Source organism: Nocardioides campestrisoli, assembly GCF_013624435.2.
Taxonomy (GTDB): domain Bacteria; phylum Actinomycetota; class Actinomycetes; order Propionibacteriales; family Nocardioidaceae; genus Nocardioides; species Nocardioides campestrisoli.
In genome coordinates, this window is sequence record NZ_CP061768.1 from 900,647 (window position 1) to 917,663 (window position 17,017).

Here is a 17,017-nt window from a genome sequence, read left to right on the forward strand (position 1 = left end):
GGGCGGGGGCCTCGCCGGGAGGTCGTGAGCCAGGGTTTTCCTGCGCGAAACATGAGGTAACTCCCGCGACAACATCGCGAGCCTAGGTTTCCTCAGCAGACGGAAGGAGTGCCCATGTACCAGCGAAGGACTCTCGTGGTCGCCGGTCACGGCATGGTGGGACACCGCTTCGTGCAGGCCGCGATCGAGCGCGGGCTCACCGAGACCCACGACATCCTGGTGGTCGGCGAGGAGCCGCGACCTGCCTACGACCGGGTCGCGCTGACCTCGTACTTCGGCGCCGGCAGCGCCGAGGAGCTCTCCCTGCTCCCGGCCGGCCGGTACGACGACCCACGGGTGCGGCTGCGCCTCGGCACCAGCATCACCTCGGTCGACACCGAGGGCCGGACGGTCCTCCTCTCCGACGGGGTGCGGGTCGGCTACGACGCACTGGTCCTGGCCACCGGGGCCGCCCCGTTCGTGCCGCCGGTGCCCGGCCGGGACCTCCCGGGGTGTTTCGTCTACCGCACGATCGAGGACCTCGACGCGATCCGGGACGCCTCGGCGCGGGCCACCACCGGCGTGGTGGTCGGCGGCGGGCTGCTCGGCCTCGAGGCCGCCAACGCGCTGGTCCAGCTCGGGCTGGAGACCCACGTGGTCGAGATGGCCCCGCGGCTGATGCCGGTCCAGCTCGACGAGGCGGGCGGCCGGACGCTGGTCCGGCACATCGAGAAGCTCGGCGTCACCGTGCACACCGGGACGGCGACCGGAGCGATCACCGGGGACGGCGGGGTCGAGGGCCTGACGCTGGCCGACGGCACCACGCTCGAGACCCAGGTGGTGGTGTTCTCCGCCGGGATCCGACCCCGCGACCAGCTCGCCCGGGACGCCGGCATCGCCGTGGCCGAGCGGGGCGGCGTCCTGGTCGACGAGCAGTGCCGCAGCAGCGACCCGCACGTCTACGCGGTCGGCGAGTGCGCCGCGCCGGGTGGACGGATGTACGGCCTGGTTGCACCGGGCTACTCGATGGCCGAGGTCGTGGTCGACGCGCTGCTCGACGGCGCCGGCACCTTCACCGGGGCCGACATGTCCACCAAGCTCAAGCTGCTCGGGGTCGACGTGGCCAGCTTCGGCGACGCGTTCGCCACCACGCAGGGCGCGCTGGAGCTGGTCTTCGCCGACGCGGTGGCCGGTGTCTACAAGAAGCTCGTGGTGAGCGAGACCGAGCAGGGCTCCTACCGGCTGCTCGGCGGCATCCTGGTCGGCGACGCCACGGCGTACGGCGTGCTCCGACCGATGGTCTCCTCCGGCATGGCGCTGCCCGACAACCCCGAGGAGCTGATCCTGCCGGCCCGCTCGGGCCAGGGGGCACAGCCCGGGCTGCCGGACGAGGCCGTGGTCTGCTCGTGCAACAACGTGACCAAGGCCGCGATCAGGACCGCGGTGACCAGCGGGACCGGCGAGCGGGAGCCGTGCGCCGACCTGTCCTGCGTGAAGTCCTGCACCCGGGCCGGCAGCACCTGCGGCTCGTGCGTCCCGGTGGTGAAGAACATCATCGATGAGCGGTTCGCCGCGCTGGGCAAGGTGGTCGACAAGGGGCTCTGCGAGCACTTCGCGCTGACCCGCCAGGAGCTCTTCGACCTGGTCGCGGTGCACGGCTACCGCCGCTTCGACGACCTGGTGGAGGCCCACGGCCGCGGTCGCGGCTGCGAGGTCTGCAAGCCGGTCGTGGCCAGCATCCTGGCCAGCCAGTTCAACGGGCACGTGCTCGGCGCGGAGACCGTGGCGCTGCAGGACACCAACGACGCCTACCTGGCCAACATCCAGCGCAACGGGACCTACTCGGTGGTGCCCCGGATCCCCGGCGGCGAGATCACCCCCGACAAGCTGATCGTGATCGGCGAGGTGGCGCGCGACTTCAACCTCTACACCAAGATCACCGGCGGGCAGCGGATCGACCTGTTCGGCGCCCGGATGGAGCAGCTCCCCGCGATCTGGCGCCGGCTGGTCGACGCCGGGTTCGAGTCCGGCCACGCCTACGGCAAGTCGCTGCGCACGGTGAAGTCGTGCGTCGGCTCGACCTGGTGCCGGTTCGGCGTCCAGGACAGCGTCGGCCTGGCCATCGCGCTGGAGCTGCGCTACCGCGGGCTCCGCTCGCCGCACAAGCTCAAGGGCGGGGTCAGCGGCTGCGCCCGGGAGTGCGCCGAGGCCCGCGGCAAGGACTTCGGCGTGATCGCCACCGAGAAGGGGTGGAACCTCTACGTCGGCGGCAACGGCGGCGCCACCCCGGCGCACGCCCAGCTGCTCGCCGGGGACCTCGACACCCACGAGCTGGTGCGCTACCTGGACCGGTTCCTCATGTACTACATCCGCACCGCGGACCGGCTGCAGCGGACCTCGACCTGGGTCGCCGCCCTCGACGGCGGCCTCGACCGGGTCAGGGCGGTCGTGGTCGATGACGAGCTGGGCCTGGGTGCCGAGCTCGAGGAGGCCATGGCCCGGCACATCGGCTCCTACGAGGACGAGTGGAGGGCGACCCTGGAGGACCCGGAGAAGCTGAGCCGCTTCGTCTCCTTCGTCAACGCCCCGGACACCCCCGACCCGTCGATCTCGTTCACCACCGAGCGCGGGCAGATCCAGCCGACGGTGCCCGACGACCGGCCCGCCGGGCCGGTGCTGCTCGCGGCCACCATCGGTGTGCGGAGGACCGAGCCATGACCCCGTCTCTCGGGCAGGAGTGGCAGCCGGTCTGCCGGCTGGACGACCTGGAGGTCGAGCGGGGAGCCGCGGCGCTGGTGCACGGGCAGGCGGTGGCGATCTTCCGCACCCACGACGACCAGGTCTTCGCGCTGGGCAACCACGACCCGTTCAGCCGGGTCTCGGTGCTGGCGCGCGGGATCGTCGGCAGCCGCGGCGACGTCGACTTCGTCGCCTCCCCGATGCACAAGCACGCCTTCGACCTGCGGACCGGACGCTGCCTGGACGACGAGCACGTCTGGGTCGCCAGCTACGACGTACGGGTGGTGGACGGCGTGGTGCAGGTGGGGCGGCGGCAGGAGCGGCGTGCCAGCGCCTGAGGCGAGACCCGCGACGGGTCCGTTGCACGGCTTCCGGATCGGGGTCACCGCCTCGCGCAAGGCCGAGGAGCAGATCGGGCTGCTCGAGCGGCGCGGCGCGGAGGTCACCTGGGCGCCGGTGCTGCGCACCGGGGTGGCCAGCGCCGAGGACGAGGCGCTGCGGGCCGCGACCGCGGGGGTGCTCGCCGAGCCCGTGGACCTGCTGGTCGCCACCACCGGCGTGGGCATGAAGGCCTGGCTGGCGGCCGCGGAGCAGTGGGGGATGCTCCCGGCGCTGCGGACCCGGCTGGACCAGGCCGAGATCATCGCCCGCGGACCCAAGACCGTGGGGGCGCTGCGGGCCGGTGGGCTGCGCGAGCTCTGGTCCCCGGACTCGGAGTGCTTCGAGGACGTGCTGGCCCACCTGCGCGGCCGCGACCTGGCCGGCAGGCGGATCGTGGTCCAGGAGCACGGGCAGTCGCTCTCGATGGTCGCGCACGCGCTGCGCCGCCAGGGCGCCGAGGTCCAGGTCGTCACCGTCTACCGGGTCGAGGCGGCGCCGGACCCGGCGGCCACCTTCCACCTGGTCGACCTGGTGGCCGACCAGGCCCTGGACGCGGTGACCTTCACCGCCGCGCCCGCGGTCAAGGCGTTCCTGGAGGCCGCCGAGGCCACCGGCCGGCACGAGGAGGTGCTGGAGGCGTTCCGCACCGAGGTGGTCGCGGCCAGCGTAGGCCCGGTCACCGCCTCGGCGCTCCAGCCGCTGGGCGTGCCCACCGTGTGGCCGACCCGGTCCAGGCTCGCCGCGATGGTGACGATGATCGAGCGCGAGCTGCCCAGCCGGCGCAGCGGCGTCGCGTTCGAGGTCTGCGGCGGCCACCTGCTGCGGGTCCTCGGCGACCGGGTCCTGGTCGACGGGGAGGAGGCCAGGCTGACGCCCGCGCCGCAGGCGGTGCTCCGGGCGCTGCTGGCCCGTCCGGGTCACGTCGTCGGGCGCGCCGAGCTGCTGCGCGCCCTGCCCTCGGGCACCGCGGGCTCCGAGCACGCGGTGGAGATGGCGGTGGCGCGGCTGCGCGGCGCGATCGGCCCCGACGCGGTGCAGACGGTGGTGAAGCGCGGCTACCGGCTGGCGCTGGCCTGAGCGACCTCGACCAGGTCGACCAGGTGCTCGGTGACCAGGTCGCTGCGCTCCAGCGGGAGCATGTGGCCCGCCCCCGGGGCCACCACCAGCCGGGACCGCCGCAGGTGGTCGGCGATCCGACGGGCGTGCGGCAGCGGGGTGAGCCGGTCGCGGGAGCCCACCAGCACCCGGGTGGGGGCGTGGTCGTACGCGGCGAGCGCGGCGGCGCGGTCGTGGCCCTGCATGTCGTTGTAGAACCCGCGCATGGTGGCGGGGGAGCAGTTGATGATCTGGTCGACCACCAGACCGGCGTCCCGGGGCCGCAGCGGGTCGCCGAAGAGCAGCCGGTTGACCACGGCGCGCTCGATCGTCGGCGTACGACGCCGTGCCCGGCGGCTCAGCGTCCGGGCCCGCATCGCCAGCAGCTGGGGGAGCCGGGCACGGACGCCCGGGCCGAGCTCGGGCAGGCCCAGGGTGACGGTGTCCAGCTGGCCCGAGGAGGTGGCGACGAAGAGCGCCCCGGCGGTCCGGGCGGCGAGGTCCGGCCGCTGCTCGGCCAGCGCCATCAGCGTCATCCCGCCGATGGAGTGACCTGCCAGCACCAGCGGCCCGCGGGGTGCGTGCAGGTCGATCAGGTCCGCCATGTCGCGGGCCAGGTTGGCCACCGTGCAGCTGGCCTCGGGGGCCGCCTCGGAGCGGCCGTGGCCGCGGTGGTCCCAGGTCAGGATCCGCAGGTCGTGGCCGTAGCGGGAGAGCAGGTCGAGGACCTGGTAGTGCCAGTCGTCGGTGTCGGCGGTCCAGCAGTGGGCCAGCGCCACGGTGACCGGCTCCTGCGACGGGGTGGGCGTCGGGCCGTGCACGCGGACGTGGAGCCGGAGCCCGTCGAAGGTCTTCACCCGGCCACGATGGCAGTCGCGACCGCCGCGACGCCCTCGCCGCGCCCGGTCAGACCCAGCCCGTCGGTGGTGGTGGCCGAGACGGTGACCGGTGCGCCGACCGCCTCGCCCAGCGCCCGCTCGGCCTCGGCGCGCCGCGGACCCAGTCGCGGGCGGTTGCCGATCACCTGGATCGCGACGTTGCCGATCTCGAACCCCGCAGCCCGCACGCGGGCGGCGGTCTCGGTGAGCAGGGCGACCCCCGAGGCGCCTGCCCACTCGGGCTCGGCGGTGCCGAAGTTGCTGCCCAGGTCGCCCAGACCGGCGGCCGAGAGCAGCGCGTCGCAGGCGGCGTGGGCGGCCACGTCGGCGTCGGAGTGGCCCTCCAGGCCACGTGGCTCCTCCGGCCAGGAGAGACCGGCGAGGTGCATCGGCACCCCCTCGACCAGGCGGTGCACGTCGGTGCCGACGCCGACGCGCGGGAGCGGGACTGGGGGCTGTGTGGGACGGGGGCTCACGCCGTCGATCATGCCTGAGCCACAATTCCCCGCATGACGTCGTCTCGCTCGTGGGTCCTGGCGGGGGTCGTGGCCGGGACGACCGGGCTCGCGACCAGCTATCTGGCTGCCAAGGTGCTGACCATCCGGGAGACCCCGCTGGTGGCCGCCGCCGACCTGGTCGTGCGACTGACCCCCGGCCCGGTGGCCGAGTGGGCGATCGAGACGCTGGGCCCGGCGGACAAGCCGGTGCTGATGGTCTCGGTGGTGCTGGTCCTGCTCGGCTCGTTCGCCCTCGCCGGCTGGGCCTGGGGCCTCGCCTGGTGGCGGGGCGTGCTGGCCTGGCTGGCGGTGGCCGGCGCGGGCCTGCTCGCCGTCCTGCTGCAGCGCGGCGCCGGGATGGTCGAGACCCTGCCGCTGGCCGTCGGCCTGGTCACCACCCTGGTGGTGACCGCCGGCCTGGGCAGGGCGGGCCGCGTCCCGGACGGGGCCGACCCGGAGAAGGACGGTGACCTCGAGGGCGACGGTGCCGGGACCCGGTGGCGGGGCGGTCGCCGGGGACTGCTGCTGGGCCTGTCGGTGGCCGCTGTCGTCACCGTGGCCTCGACCGCGATCGGCAGGATCATCGGCAACCGCAAGCGCGCGGTGCAGGAGAGCCGGCGGCTGCTGCGGATCCCCGGCGTCACTGACCGTGACGCGCCCGCCCGTGCCCGGATCGGGCTCGAGGGCGTCACCAGCTGGCGCACTCCGAGCGAGGAGTTCTACCGGATCGACACCACCCTGGCGGTGCCCACCATCGACCCGGGTCAGTGGCGGCTGCGGATCCACGGGATGGTCGACCGCGAGGTGGTGCTCACCTACGACGACCTGGTCACCATGGAGCTGACCGAGGCCTGGGTGACCCTCAACTGCGTCTCCAACCCCGTGGGCGGCGGGCTGGTCGGCAACGCCTGGTGGAGCGGGGTGCGGACCGCCACGCTGCTCGAGCTGGCCGGGGTGCAGGACGGCGCCGACGCGGTGCTCCAGACCTCCGAGGACGGCTGGGACTGCAGCACTCCGCTCTCGGCGATGACCGACGAGCGCGACGCGATGGTCGCGGTCGCGATGAACGGCGAGCCGCTCACGATCGAGCACGGCTTCCCCGCCCGGACGCTGGTGCCCGGGCTCTACGGCTACGTCTCGGCCTGCAAGTGGGTCGTGGACTGGGAGGTCACCCGCTTCGACCGGGTGGAGGCGTTCTGGACCCAGCGCGGCTGGGCCGAGCAGGGGCCGGTGAAGATCGCCTCGCGGATCGACGTCCCCGCCGCCGGTGACTCGGTGCCGGCCGGTCAGGTGCGGGTGGGCGGCGTGGCCTGGCACCAGCACGTCGGGATCTCCGCCGTGGAGGTGGCCCTGGACGGCGGCGACTGGCAGGAGGCCGAGATCGCCTCGCCCAAGACCGACGACACCTGGGTCCAGTGGGCGGCGACCGTGCCGGTCCCCGAGGGCGAGCACGTGCTCCGGGTGCGGGCGCGCGGCAAGGACGGTGCGGTGCAGACCGGCGTACGCCGGGACGTGGTGCCCGACGGCGCGACCGGGTGGCACACGGTCGAGTTCACCGCAGCCGGACCGGACGACTGAGCCGGACCGGCCGAGCTCAGTCCTCGAGCAGGTAGGTGAGCCCGCCGGACCCGTCGAGCCAGACCTGCTCGAACTGGGCCCGGTCGTAGGTGCGGCGCACCGAGGAGTTGGTGGGGGCAGCCGGGTCGTTGACCACCACGTCGCCGGAGGCGGTGAAACCGACGAGGACCATCAGGTGCCCCGCGGTGGAGCGGATCGGCGCGCCGCCCAGCTGACCGGAGGAGAAGGCGACCGAGACGATCAGCGGGGTGCCGGCGGCGATGTGCTGCTCGGCGGCGCGCAGGTCGCGCAGCCGGGTGACCGAGGTCCGGGGGAGCAGCGTGCCGGCGTAGGCGGTGTTGAACGCCCAGTTGCCGGTCCCGCGGTAGCCGTGGTCGTAGGTCTGCTGCGCGGTGTGGTCGACCAGCGCGTCGGTGTGGCGCCCGCCGGCGAAGGTCCGGGCAGCGGCCGGCACGACGCCGTAGTGCTCGAGCACCATCGCCAGGGAGGTGGGCGAGCACCAGGCCTCGCCGCCGTTGCCGTACTGCGGGTAGTGGCCGCGGTGGGTCATCTGCGAGTACGCCGGGACGTCGATCACGGTGCCGGCCGCGGCCCCGGGGGCCGAGGTCGCGCCGCGCGGGCCCACCCGGCTGGCCATCGCGCCGACCCGGTCCAGCGAGGGGGCGGTGCGGGTGCCGCTGCGGCGCATCAGCTGCACCTTGAGCTGCCAGCCGACCGCGCCGGCGGCGTCGTGGGTCTTGATGGTGTCGACCGCGACCCGGGCCAGGTCGTCGTCCTGGCTGCCGAGGGTGGTGCGCCGCACCCAGCGGTTGCCCGAGGTCCAGCGGGCCATGGTGTCCCAGGAGCCGGTGGTGCCGTCGGCGGCGCGGACCCGGGCCTTGACCTCGATCCAGCTGTCGCCGGGGGTGGTGGCCTGCCAGGACGGGATCAGCTCGGTGAAGCCGAAGGACTCGCTGACCCAGGGCGAGGTCCACACGCCGACGTCGTAGCGCCGGCCGTCGTGGGTCCGGCTGCGGGTCGGCTTCTTGAGCCGGACCGACCCTCGGGCGATCTTGGTGCCGACGCGGCGCCCGGGGCGCAGCTCGTGGCCCGCGTCGAAGGAGGTGTCGGAGACCTGGGTGGTCGAGCGCCGGGGCGCCGGCTCGTCCTCGCCCGGGGCGCTGGTGGCCGGGGCGGCGACCACGAGAGCGGCCGGCACGGCCAGCGCCACCGCGGTGGCGACCAGCCCGGAGAGGGGGCGGCGAGCGGGGCGGGAGGGCAGGCGGCTCATTCGCGGGACGATACGTCACACCAGCCCCATCCGTCACCGGCTTCGCCGGATGCGGGGCGGGGCCGGGACCGCCCCTAGACTGACCGCGTGACTCTCCGGCTCCATGACACCGCCTCGCGCGAGGTCCGCGACTTCGTCCCCCTCCAGGAGGGCAAGGTCGGGATCTACGTCTGTGGCCTGACCGTGCAGAGCGAGCCGCACGTGGGCCACGTGCGCTCGGGAGTCAACTTCGACGTGCTCCAGCGGTGGTTGCGTGCCTCGGGCTACGACGTCACCTTCATCCGCAACACCACCGACATCGACGACAAGATCCTCGCCAAGGCCGCCGAGCAGGGTCGTCCTTGGTACAACCTCGCCTACGACATGCACCGCGAGCTCGACCGGGCCTACGCCGCGCTCAACGTGGCCCCGCCCACCTACGAGCCCAACGCCACCGGGCACGTGCCGGAGATGGTCGAGATGATCGCCTCGCTGATCGAGCGTGGGCACGCCTACCCCAGCGAGGACGGATCGGGCGACGTCTACTTCGACGTCCGCTCCTGGCCGACGTACGGCGAGCTCACCCGGCAGCGGATCGACGACATGGAGGCCGCCGAGGACGCGCCGGTCCGGGGCAAGCGGGACCCGCGCGACTTCGCCCTGTGGAAGGGCTGGAAGTCCGACTCCGAGCCCGCCACCGCCTCCTGGCCCTCGCCCTGGGGCCGCGGTCGCCCCGGCTGGCACATCGAGTGCTCGGCGATGGCCGGCAAGTACCTCGGCCCGGCGTTCGACATCCACGGCGGCGGCGTCGACCTGCGCTTCCCGCACCACGAGAACGAGCTGGCCCAGTCCCGCGCAGCCGGGCACCCGTTCGCGGCGTACTGGATGCACAACGCCTGGATCACCACCGCCGGCGAGAAGATGAGCAAGTCGCTCGGCAACAGCCTGACGATCCCGTCGGTGCTCCAGCGCTACCGCGGGATCGAGCTGCGCTACTACCTGGTGGCCGCGCACTACCGCTCCCACGTCGAGTTCTCCTTCGAGGCCCTCGACGAGGCCGCCACCGGCCTGCGCCGGATCGAGGCGTTCCTGGACCGGGCCCGGGTCGAGACGACGCCGGGCACCGCGACCCGCGAGCGGCTCCCCGAGGCCTTCGCCGCCGCCATGGACGACGACCTGGGCACCCCGGCCGCGGTGGCGGTGGTGCACGAGACCGTGCGCGAGGGCAACCGGCTGCTCGCCGACGGCGGCGACGCCCGGGAGGCCGCCGAGCAGGTGCTGGCGATGCTCGACGTGCTCGGGCTGCACCCGGCCGACCCCGCGTGGCGCGGGGGAGCCGACCAGGAGTCCGCCCGCCTGACCGACGCGGTCGACGCCCTGGTCGGCGCGCTGCTCGAGCAGCGCGCGGCGGCGCGGGCCGCCAAGGACTTCGCCACCGCAGACGCACTCCGTGACCGCATCAAGGCGGCCGGCATCGAGATCGAGGACACCCCGTCGGGGCCGCGTTGGACGCTGGCCCAGACGCAGGGGAAGGACTGACATGGCAGGCAACTCCCAGCGCAAGGGATCCATCCGCAAGTCGAAGAAGGGGGCCACGGTCGGCTCCGGCGGCAAGGTCAAGCGCGGGCTCGAGGGACGCGGTCCCACCCCGAAGGCCGAGGACCGGCCGTACCACAAGGCACACAAGATGCGGGCCAAGGCCGAGAAGGTCGCGAACACCCGCCCCCGGCGTCCCGCCGGCAGCACCGACGCCGAGTGGGTGGCCGGGCGCAACAGCGTGCTCGAGGTGATGCGCGCCGGCGTCCCGGTGACCGCGATCTACGTCGCGGAGGGCGCCGAGCGCGACGGCCGGCTCCGCGAGGCCTTCAAGCTGGCCGCCGAGCGCGGTCTCTCGATGCTCGAGGTGACCCGCAACGAGATGGACCGGATGACCTCCGGGGCCGTCCACCAGGGCCTCGCCGCGCGGATCCCGTCGTACGAGTACGCGCACGCCGACGACCTGCTCGACCGCGCCAAGGAGGCCGGCGAGCCGGCGCTCGTGGTGGTGCTCGACTCGATCACCGACCCGCGCAACCTCGGCGCCGTGGTCCGCTCCGCCTCCGGGTTCGGCGCGCACGGCGTCGTGGTCCCCGAGCGCCGGGCGGCCGGGATGACGGCCTCGGCGTGGAAGACCTCCGCCGGCGCCGCCGCCCGCACCCCGGTCGCGCAGACCGTCAACCTGGTCCGGCAGCTGAAGGCCTACCAGGACGCCGGCTGCATGGTGGTCGGCCTGGACGCCGACGGCGACGTGTCGCTGCCCGAGCTGGTCGCCGAGGGCGGCCTGGCCGAGGGACCGCTGGTCCTGGTCGTCGGCTCGGAGGGCAAGGGACTCTCCCGGCTGGTGGGCGAGACCTGCGACCAGCTGGTCTCGATCCCGATGGCCAACAGCCTGGAGTCCCTCAACGCCGGGGTCGCGGCCTCGGTCGCGCTCTACGCGATCTCGAGGGCGCGCGCCTGACCGACGAGGGCCGTTGGCTACGGTGGCCGCGATGGTTGCCGCTCCCAGTCCTTCCCGCGTCCTGCGATGGACCCTGCTCGGCGGCGTGTGGCTGCTGGTCACCGTCCTCGTCGGTCTCGCCCTCTTCTTCGGCAGCAGCCGCACCACGGTGCTGGCCGGACACGACGCCGTGGTCACCCCGAGCCTCGACGGCCACGTCGTGCTGGCCACGGGGCCGGTGCTGCCCGACGTCCGGACCGAGGTGCCCGGCGTGCTCGGGGTCCGGATCGACCTGGGCAAGACCGACGCCGCCTCCACCGAGCAGCTCTTCGAGCGCTACGCGCTGATCGCCGCCAACCCGCAGTCCCAGGTCGCCAAGGTGCAGGACCTGGTCGTCGACATGGCGCTGGCCTCCGCGCTGCGCGGCGCCGCGGTCGGCTCCGTCCCGGTGCTGGTCTACCTGCTGCTGGGCCGCGACCGCCGCCACGACCTGGCCGGCGGGCTGCGTCGGCTCCGGGCCCGCCCCCTGCTCGGGGTGGGGCTCGCCGGCGCTCTGGTCGTCGCCCTGTGGCAGCCCTGGTACGGCGACGAGACGCAGGTCGACCGGGCGTGGGAGTGGATCCCGTTGGCCGACTTCCTGGGCGAGCAGGTGCCGGTGCCGGCCGAGGCGGCGGGGCTGGAGGTCCGCGCCGACATCACCGGCAACGAGACCAAGCGGCTGATCGCGAGCGCGGTCGACACCTACGCCAAGAGCCAGGTCTGGTACGACGCGGCGGCCGAGGCGGCCGCGGAGATCGACGTGCGCGAGCCCGAGGAGGACGAGACCGTCGCGCTGCTGGTCTCCGACCGGCACGACAACGTCGGGATGGACCGGGTCGCCCGGGCGATCGCCGACCGCGCCGGGGCCACCGCGGTGCTCACCGCCGGGGACGACACCTCGACCGGCAAGCCCTGGGAGGCCTTCTCGCTGGACTCGCTCCAGGAGTCCTTCGAGGACCTGGACCGGTGGGCGGTGGCCGGCAACCACGACCACGGCGACTTCGTCGGCGACTACCTCGACGACCTGGGCTGGACCCGGCTGGTCGGCGAGGTCGAGGAGGGGCCGGGAGGCGGCCGGATCCTCGGCGTCGACGACCCGCGGAGCAGCGGACTGGGCAGCTGGCGGGACGAGACGGGGCTCAGCTTCGAGGAGGTCGCCGAGCTGCTGGCCGACACCGCGTGCGACTCCGAGGAGCGGATCAACACGCTGCTCGTGCACGACGTCAAGCTGGCCAAGGAGGCGCTGGAGCGCGGCTGCGCCGACCTCGCGGTGGGTGGGCACCTGCACGTGCAGAACGGCCCGGACGAGGTGGTCGCCCCCGACGGGGAGGTCGGCTACTCGTGGACCAACGGCACCACGGGCGGTGCGGCGTACGCGATCGCGGTCGGCAGCAAGCCCCGCCGCGACGCCGAGGTCACGCTGATCACCTACGACCGGGACGGCGTGCCGGCCGGTCTCCAGTGGGTGCGGGTGCGCACCGACGGCCAGTTCCTGGTCGGCCCGTACGAGGAGCTGACGTACGCCCGGACCACGCAGGCGGCGCCCGTGCCGGAGGGCGCGCGCCCGCTGCTGGGCGGCGGGACAGGTCCACGTCCTGTCGGACCGCAGGCGGAGCCCGGCGCCTGAGTCATCATGTGTGGGACTCCTCACCCATGTTGAGGAGCCGAACGGGGTAAGGAGACGCCATGGACCCTCGCAGAGCTATCGCCCAGGTGGCCCGTCGCACCACGGGACTGGTCACGCACCCGCAGGAGACGGTGCTCGAGATCGTCGATGACGTGAGAGGCGCGGTCGGCACAGGGATCGAGCTCGCCGGCCAGGTGGTCGGCGGCGCCGTCTCCCTCGCCGGGCAGCTGCTCGACCGGGAGGAGCGCCGCGACGTGCCGTGGCCGGTCGACACGCCGCGCTCGCCGGTCCAGCCCACCCCCGAGCCCGCTCCTGAGCCGGGTCCCGCGACCGCTCCTGAGCCCTCGCCCGTGCCCTCCCCGCACGGGGACCCGGTCAAGCCCACCGCGACGAAGCGGCCGGTGGCCCGGCCGGCGAAGAAGCCCTCCCCGCAGGCGGTGCCGGCCAAGCCGGCGGGCGTGCAGGCCAAGAAGGCCCCCGCTCCCGCGACGAAGGCGCCGGCTCCCGCCAAGAAGGCGGCTCCCGCGCCGACGCCCAGCGGGCCCGGCGGGAAGCTCCCCGCCCGGTCGTCGAAGAAGGCGCCTGCCAAGAAGGCGGCCACCGGCACTCCCGTGCCGCAGGCCATCGCCCAGGTCGCGGCTGCCTCGGACGTCGACACCAGCGTGCCGAGCGAGGCCGCCCAGGCGACTGCGCAGCCCGCTGCCGAGGCGTCGGCCGCGCCGACCGCCGCGAAGAAGACAACCGCGAAGAAGTCGACTGCGAAGAAGACCACGGACAAGAAGGCGGCCGGTACGACGACGGCGAAGCAGTCGGCCGCCAAGAAGTCCCCGGCGAAGAAGTCGGCGACCAAGGCGACCGCGAAGAAGTCGTCGACGGCCGGCCAGACAGCCACGGACACACCGGTGCCCGAGGCGATCGCCCAGGTGGCAGCCGCCTCGGACGTGGACACCAGCACGTCCAGCGTGCCGTCGTCCCCGGAGACCTCGGCCGACCAGTCCTAGCCGACGGGCCGTCCGCCGGTGCCGCTCACCGGTCGGGCTGGTCCGGCGCGAGCAGCTTCTCCAGGCGCGCGCGCAGCAGCGGGACGCGGTGCGCGTTGCCGGTGAGGGCGACGTACTGCTCGCCGAAGATGGCCAGCAGTGCGTCGTCCAGCCGGCGCACCGCGCCCGCGGGGTAGCGGTACCCCATCCGCCGGATGATCGCCTGGGAGTCGACCGAGGTGAGCAGGGCGGCGAGCTCGTCGAGCGAGGTGACGCCCAGCTCGAGCAGCAGGCCGGAGATCCAGCTGTAGTGGTCGGTGCGCGACCAGCCGGCGTCGGTGTACCGCCCGGCGAGGAAGGCGGCCAGCTCCTGGCCGCTGATCCGGGGGTCGCTGGGGTCGCTCTCCTCGGCCGGTGTGGTGGCACCGCCGAGCTGCAGGCGGGCGCGGATCGCGGAGAACTCCTGGTCGGCGAGCTCCAGCAGCCCGGCCGCGAGCGCGAAGCGACGGTCGAGGTCGGGGGCGTGCTCCTCGGGCACGGTGCCCTTGTAGCGGATGTCGTGCTCGAACTCGGCCCAGGCGTGCTGCAGCACGGTCCGCACCTGGATGCTGGCGCGCAGGCCGGCCAGGTCGCTGAACCCCTCCGGCGCCGGGTCGTCGGTCTCGACGAGCAGGTGCCGGCTGGAGTAGCCCCACCGGCCCTCCTGCGCGGTCTCCAGGCCCAGGTCCCGGTCGTCGATCACGTGCAGCTGGTCGTCGAAGACCTCGGCGACCGCAGCCACGTCGCTGTGCACGTAGGTGATCACCCGGACGCCGATCTGGTCGGTGATGTCGGTGAGCGGGTCGGCGTACTGGGGCTCGTCGTCGACCAGCCGCGCGGCCTTCGCGGCGAACGACGCGACGCTCTTGGTGCGTCCGTCCACCGACAGGTAGTTGATCCCGGCCTCGTCCAGCAGCGAGGTGACCAGCTCGACGTAGCGCTGGGTGGGCTCCCGCAGGGCGGGCTGGAGGGCGGCGTACCGGCGCACGGCCTCGCGGACCGGGGCGCCGGGCGTCGCGTCCTCCGGCGGGATCGCGGGGGAGGTGTGGTCTGCGTCGGCCATGCTCCAAGCCTGCCCTGTCCGCGCCGCGCGTGCCCAACGGACCCGGAGATCGGGGGGTGGAAAGTCGGGCCGATGTGGCGATTTCGCGGTCCAGGTCACCACCGGCTTGGAAGACTGGGCGTTCCAATCCGCGCGGAACCCCCCGACGCGCGGACCCGCAGACCCGGGAGGCACCCATCAGACGTTCCCTCACCCTCGTCCCCGTCGCCCTGCTGGTCCTCGGACTGGCAGCACCCGCCGTGGCGGCGAAGAACGCGACCAAGGGCGACGACGTCCTCGTCGGGAACCGCAAGGCCAACGTGATCAAGGCGCTCGCCGGTGACGACGTGCTCAAGGGCCGCGGCGGCAACGACCGGCTCTTCGGCCACCCGGGCGACGACACGCTCTGGGGCGGCAGCGGCCGCGACCAGCTGCACGGCAACGCGGGCAACGACAAGCTCTACGGCGAGTCGGGCAACGACCGGCTCTTCGGCCACGCGGGCGACGACCAGGCCTGGGGCGGGGCCGGTGCCGACGTGCTGATGCTGCACGCCGGCAACGACACCGCGTGGGGCGAGGGCGAAAACGACACCATCGACGGGATGGTCGGCGACGACGTCCTGGACGGCGGGGACGGCGACGACGTGATCTCCGGGGGCGCCGGCAACGACACGATCTACGGCGGCGCGGGCGACGACAACGCCCGCCGCGGCTCCCAGGTCGGCGGCCTGATGGGCGCCCAGGGCGACGACGCGGTCTACGGCGGCGACGGCAAGGACCACGTCTCGGGCGGGGTCGGCAACGACCACCTCGACGGCGGAGCCGGCGACGACGAGCTCGACGGCGGTGACGGCGACGACGTGCTGATCGACGGCCCCGGCGACGACAACGGCACCGGGGACGCGGGCAACGACACCATCTTCCTCGGCCCAGGGGCCGACGAGTTCTACGGCGAGGAGGGCGACGACGTCTTCTACGTCCTCAACGACGGCCAGCGCGACCAGATCTACTGCCAGGAGGGTTACGACCAGGTGATCTACATCGGGTCGATCGACCCGCTGGACAAGATCGGGCTGGTCAACAAGTACGACGGCAAGGACTGCGAGTCGGTGACCGTGATCGCCGGGCCGCCGGCCGGGTGGCCCTACTGAGCCGCGACTCCCGGTTCGCCGGGCAGATCACCGGGGTGGGCACCACCAGCGGGGTGCGGGCCGTGGTCGGGCGGTGGCGCACCTCGCCGCTCGGGGCGTTCGCGGACGTGATGGTGGAGACCGCCGCCGGGCACCGGCTGCTGCTGGCACCCGACGAGCAGGTCGCGGAGCTCGTCGCGGCCACCTACACCTTCGACGAGGTGCGGATCGAGCCGGTCCGGGTCACCGGGACGGATGTCCTGGCCGTCCGCAGCCCCTCGCTGCGGCTCGACGTGGGCGTGGGCCGGCGTACGGCGCTGGGCGCGGCGCTGCGCCTGGTCCCGGCTCGCGTCGCCACGGCGCCGGCATGGACCGTGGTCAGCGATCCCGTGTCCCGGGTCCTGGTGCCGGGGGTGCGCACCCGCGGCAGCGCGGGCGGCGGCCGCCGTGAGTACTACGGCGCCACGGACGTGCACGCGGTGGCGTGGGTGACGGGATCCCTCGAGGGCGCCGACCTGGGGGCGCTGGCGCCGGTCGACCCGCCGTGCCGGTTCGGCTTCAGCTCCGCGCCCAGGCGCCCGGTCATGACCGAGGTCGTCACCACGGTCCGCCTGCCCCCACGGCCCGCCTGAGCTGACCTCAGGCCGAGCGGGCGACCCCGGCCGGGTCGTCACGGTCCAGCACCCGGAACAGGTCGCGGCTGGCGAAGCAGCGCAGCACGCACGGCAGCCCCGCCGACTCGGCCGCCTCCTCGAGCGTCTCCAGCCAGCGCAGGTCCTCGCGCGTCGCCGGGCCGCCGCCGGGACGGGTGCGCAGCACGCTGACCACGACCGGCGAGCCCGGCTCCGCACCCGCCCGGACCGGACCGGCCAGCAGACCGAGCAGTTCGCCCCACTGCTCCACTCGAGGCCCGCAGCCGTCATCCGGGAGGGGACCGGCGTCCGTGAGCTCCACCGTCTGCGAGGAGCCACCGTCCTCGGTGAGCAGGAGGAGCCAGACCGAGGGGGCGGGGAAGTCAGCCTCGGGTGAACGCCGCGCCAGCGCCCGGGAGACCTGACGGCGCCAGTGCCGGTGCGCCAGAGCGGCGGGGGAGTCCGCGGGCAGAGCGGTGGGGGAGGCCAGGCGGGCGGTCGGGGGCTGCGGGTCCTGGGAGGTCATGCTCCGAGCGTGCCCGGCCGCGAGGCCGAGCGGCGCCGTACGTGCACAGCCTTGCCCTGGCTCCCGTGCCTCCACAGGAGGGCGACTCTCACCCGGCTCCGCTCGGCTCGGCTCGGGTCGGGTCGAATCG

General features: G+C 74.0%; 15 protein-coding genes. 10 read left to right on the plus strand and 5 right to left on the minus strand.

Translation table 11 applies throughout. The annotated features are described in order from the left end of the window. The first annotated feature begins 114 nt into the window (after window positions 1–114). Genes nirB through H8838_RS04365 form a run of 3 tightly spaced genes read left to right on the plus strand, consistent with a single transcriptional unit; the run spans window position 115 to window position 4,176 of the window. Window positions 115–2,697: a nitrite reductase large subunit NirB gene (nirB, locus tag H8838_RS04355; RefSeq protein ID WP_185996007.1), complete on the plus strand. Its 2,583-nt coding sequence runs from the start codon at window positions 115–117 to the stop codon at window positions 2,695–2,697. Continuing rightward, the gene (nirD, locus tag H8838_RS04360) at window positions 2,694–3,056 is read left to right on the plus strand and encodes a nitrite reductase small subunit NirD (protein WP_181311651.1); all 363 of its coding nucleotides are present in this window, start codon (window positions 2,694–2,696) and stop codon (window positions 3,054–3,056) included. The genes nirB and nirD overlap by 4 nt, the downstream gene beginning before the upstream one ends. Further along, complete coding sequence (locus tag H8838_RS04365; protein WP_185996008.1) at window positions 3,043–4,176, plus strand: uroporphyrinogen-III synthase; 1,134 nt, start codon at window positions 3,043–3,045, stop codon at window positions 4,174–4,176. The genes nirD and H8838_RS04365 overlap by 14 nt, the downstream gene beginning before the upstream one ends. On the opposite strand, the gene H8838_RS04370 is transcribed toward H8838_RS04365, so the two are convergent. Both H8838_RS04370 and ispF read right to left on the minus strand, forming a co-directional pair. Beyond that, entirely contained in the window at window positions 4,155–5,051 is an 897-nt protein-coding gene (locus H8838_RS04370) for an alpha/beta fold hydrolase (RefSeq protein WP_185996009.1), read from the minus strand. The genes H8838_RS04365 and H8838_RS04370 overlap by 22 nt on opposite strands. Continuing rightward, a complete protein-coding gene (gene ispF / locus H8838_RS04375; protein WP_185996010.1) occupies window positions 5,048–5,560 on the minus strand; it encodes a 2-C-methyl-D-erythritol 2,4-cyclodiphosphate synthase in 513 nt (170 codons plus the stop codon). Before ispF ends, H8838_RS04370 begins: the two co-directional genes overlap by 4 nt. Window positions 5,561–5,581: 21 nt before the next feature. Between ispF and H8838_RS04380 the strand changes: the two genes are divergently transcribed. After that, the gene (locus tag H8838_RS04380) at window positions 5,582–7,147 is read left to right on the plus strand and encodes a molybdopterin-dependent oxidoreductase (protein WP_185996011.1); all 1,566 of its coding nucleotides are present in this window, start codon (window positions 5,582–5,584) and stop codon (window positions 7,145–7,147) included. A gap of 16 nt (window positions 7,148–7,163) precedes the next feature. Here H8838_RS04380 and H8838_RS04385 read toward each other — a convergent pair whose 3' ends face one another. Further along, the gene (locus H8838_RS04385) at window positions 7,164–8,417 is read right to left on the minus strand and encodes a peptidase C39 family protein (RefSeq protein WP_185996012.1); all 1,254 of its coding nucleotides are present in this window, start codon (window positions 8,415–8,417) and stop codon (window positions 7,164–7,166) included. Window positions 8,418–8,504: 87 nt separating this feature from the next. On the opposite strand from H8838_RS04385, the gene cysS reads away from it, so the two are divergent. Genes cysS through H8838_RS04405 form a run of 4 tightly spaced genes read left to right on the plus strand, consistent with a single transcriptional unit; the run spans window position 8,505 to window position 13,539 of the window. Next, window positions 8,505–9,935 (plus strand): cysteine--tRNA ligase, encoded by a 1,431-nt coding sequence (cysS, locus tag H8838_RS04390; protein WP_185996013.1) that lies wholly within the window; start codon window positions 8,505–8,507, stop codon window positions 9,933–9,935. Between the two features lies 1 nt (window position 9,936). Beyond that, a complete protein-coding gene (gene rlmB / locus H8838_RS04395; RefSeq protein WP_181311644.1) occupies window positions 9,937–10,893 on the plus strand; it encodes a 23S rRNA (guanosine(2251)-2'-O)-methyltransferase RlmB in 957 nt (318 codons plus the stop codon). 31 nt (window positions 10,894–10,924) lie between these two features. Beyond that, on the plus strand, window positions 10,925–12,538 hold the full coding sequence (locus H8838_RS04400) for a metallophosphoesterase (protein WP_219924243.1): 1,614 nt from the start codon (window positions 10,925–10,927) through the stop codon (window positions 12,536–12,538). A gap of 59 nt (window positions 12,539–12,597) precedes the next feature. Next, the gene (locus tag H8838_RS04405; RefSeq protein WP_185996014.1) at window positions 12,598–13,539 is read left to right on the plus strand and encodes a hypothetical protein; all 942 of its coding nucleotides are present in this window, start codon (window positions 12,598–12,600) and stop codon (window positions 13,537–13,539) included. Between the two features lie 25 nt (window positions 13,540–13,564). Here H8838_RS04405 and H8838_RS04410 read toward each other — a convergent pair whose 3' ends face one another. Beyond that, window positions 13,565–14,620: a GTP pyrophosphokinase gene (locus tag H8838_RS04410; protein ID WP_181311642.1), complete on the minus strand. Its 1,056-nt coding sequence runs from the start codon at window positions 14,618–14,620 to the stop codon at window positions 13,565–13,567. Window positions 14,621–14,859: 239 nt separating this feature from the next. Between H8838_RS04410 and H8838_RS04415 the strand changes: the two genes are divergently transcribed. Together H8838_RS04415 and H8838_RS04420 are read left to right on the plus strand one after the other, a co-directional pair. Continuing rightward, a complete protein-coding gene (locus tag H8838_RS04415) occupies window positions 14,860–15,750 on the plus strand; it encodes a calcium-binding protein (RefSeq protein WP_181311641.1) in 891 nt (296 codons plus the stop codon). Further along, window positions 15,738–16,361: a hypothetical protein gene (locus H8838_RS04420; RefSeq protein WP_224766373.1), complete on the plus strand. Its 624-nt coding sequence runs from the start codon at window positions 15,738–15,740 to the stop codon at window positions 16,359–16,361. Before H8838_RS04415 ends, H8838_RS04420 begins: the two co-directional genes overlap by 13 nt. Before the next feature lie 7 nt (window positions 16,362–16,368). On the opposite strand, the gene H8838_RS04425 is transcribed toward H8838_RS04420, so the two are convergent. Beyond that, the gene (locus tag H8838_RS04425; protein ID WP_185996015.1) at window positions 16,369–16,887 is read right to left on the minus strand and encodes a hypothetical protein; all 519 of its coding nucleotides are present in this window, start codon (window positions 16,885–16,887) and stop codon (window positions 16,369–16,371) included. Window positions 16,888–17,017 lie beyond the last annotated feature (130 nt).